At 41.2% G+C, this 1649-nt stretch carries 1 protein-coding gene; it reads right to left on the bottom strand.

The window, feature by feature from the left end; translation table 11 throughout:
* Window positions 1-304 precede the first annotated feature (304 nt).
* Window positions 305-1531 (bottom strand): MobV family relaxase, encoded by a 1227-nt coding sequence (gene mobV, locus ACFPYN_RS09470; protein WP_377733776.1) that lies wholly within the window; start codon window positions 1529-1531, stop codon window positions 305-307.
* Window positions 1532-1649: the final 118 nt, after the last annotated feature.

Below are 1649 nucleotides of genomic sequence, written 5' to 3'. Positions count from 1 at the left end.
CAAACAACGTGCGCGAGAAACTGGTGGTGGTGGAAAATGAAATTCATTAAAAACTTTTCCAAAAGAAAAAGCCCCTCTCAGGACTCTCTACAAAACTATCAGTCTTCTATGATTCTGAATGTGCCTAAAAACGATTCTATGATACCTAGAATCGTTTTTAATCGTTTTTATTGGAATTTGTAAGCACAATCATTATAACTACCTTAAAAGAGCTTGTACGGCTTTTTAGAGGTTGTGGAATGTAATCGATATATGCTGGTAATCAAAAACGGATTTCGTAGCCACTTTTCCAGTATTTCGAGACCTATCTCTCTAAATCCAACTCTTGTTTCTTACCGCGATTAATCGATTTTTCTTGTTCTCTTTTTTGTTGGAGTGTTTCTCTCATGCCCTCAGCGCCTGGACGTTCATCATCTGGTATGTACTGGTCAAATTGTTCTTTTTTCAAAACATCCGGACCAAATGTCTGTTCCAACACACCGGTTCGAACATGGCCTACATACGCTTGCATCTTTTCCTTGGCCATTCCCAAACCCTTGGTAGCGTTGAATTTAATCGCTTCGAGAGTCATTTTTAAATAATCGACGAGTTTTTCATAGGTGTTGATCGCCTGTTTTAATTGCCTATTTTCATCCATCAATCGCTTTTTTTGCTCGACAAGGGTTGAATTTCGTTCGTTCAACATGTCGATGCGAACCTCTAACTTTTCAACCTTGCGTAAAAGACCCTTATTTTCCCTTTTAAGCCCCTCTGATCCTTTAGCGAGGGATTTAATCGTTTCATAGTCTTCCGACGAAATTTCGATGGTTCTAGCGCCATTTAAACCCATCTTCGCTTTGAGGTCACGCTTGTCTTTTACAGGGATGCTATCAACTTGTTGCTCGACCTCGTACACTTTCGTCACGTCTTGTAACTTGGTTTCCAGGTCTTTGACTTGCTGATCCAGCGTATTTGCCTTGAATTTCTGTGTTTCAATGTGTTCACGCTTCGAACCTTTTTCGCCACGCTCGATGTCAAATCCAAGCTTTTGCATGTGTTTGGGAAACTCATCTTGAATCCAAAGCAGCTCTTGTCTGTTGAATATGTTTTTGCCTTGTAACTTCCCGTCCCGCATCGGGACGATGCCTAAGTGAAGATGGGGGGTGCGCTCGTCATTATGTACCGTGGCATACGCTACATTTTGTTTTCCGTATCGTTCCGAAAACAAGGTGCAGCTCTCCTCGAAAAATTGTTTTTGTTTATCCGGAGTCAGCTTGTCGAAAAAAACGGTATCACTGGTAATCAATAACTCATTGACCAAGACCGCATCTTTTCGTGTTTTTCGTTCCCCTATTTTTTGTGACCCAATAATTTCTTTGACTCGCTTGTTGTAATCAATCTTTTCCGCGTTCACCAAATCGTAATTTAAATGCCGATTAGCTGGATCAATATCGGGGTTGGTTCGACTCTCTTTTTCTCGTTGATTATGAAATTGAATTCCCTTCACATCATGTGATTTTATCTTCACCATTCGAGCGACTACAAAGCTCATTCGATTCCCTCCGATCACGAGATTTACCGGCAACACTTCCAAGAAAAGTATAACACACTATACTTTACATGCGTAAAGGTGTGCTCTCCGAGGGTGAGTGCAGGGGTGACTTCCTCCT

Origin of the sequence: Paenisporosarcina macmurdoensis (assembly GCF_042658845.1) — a bacterium.
Lineage (GTDB): Bacteria > Bacillota > Bacilli > Bacillales_A > Planococcaceae > Paenisporosarcina > Paenisporosarcina macmurdoensis.
This window is presented reverse-complemented; position numbering and strand designations above follow the sequence as displayed.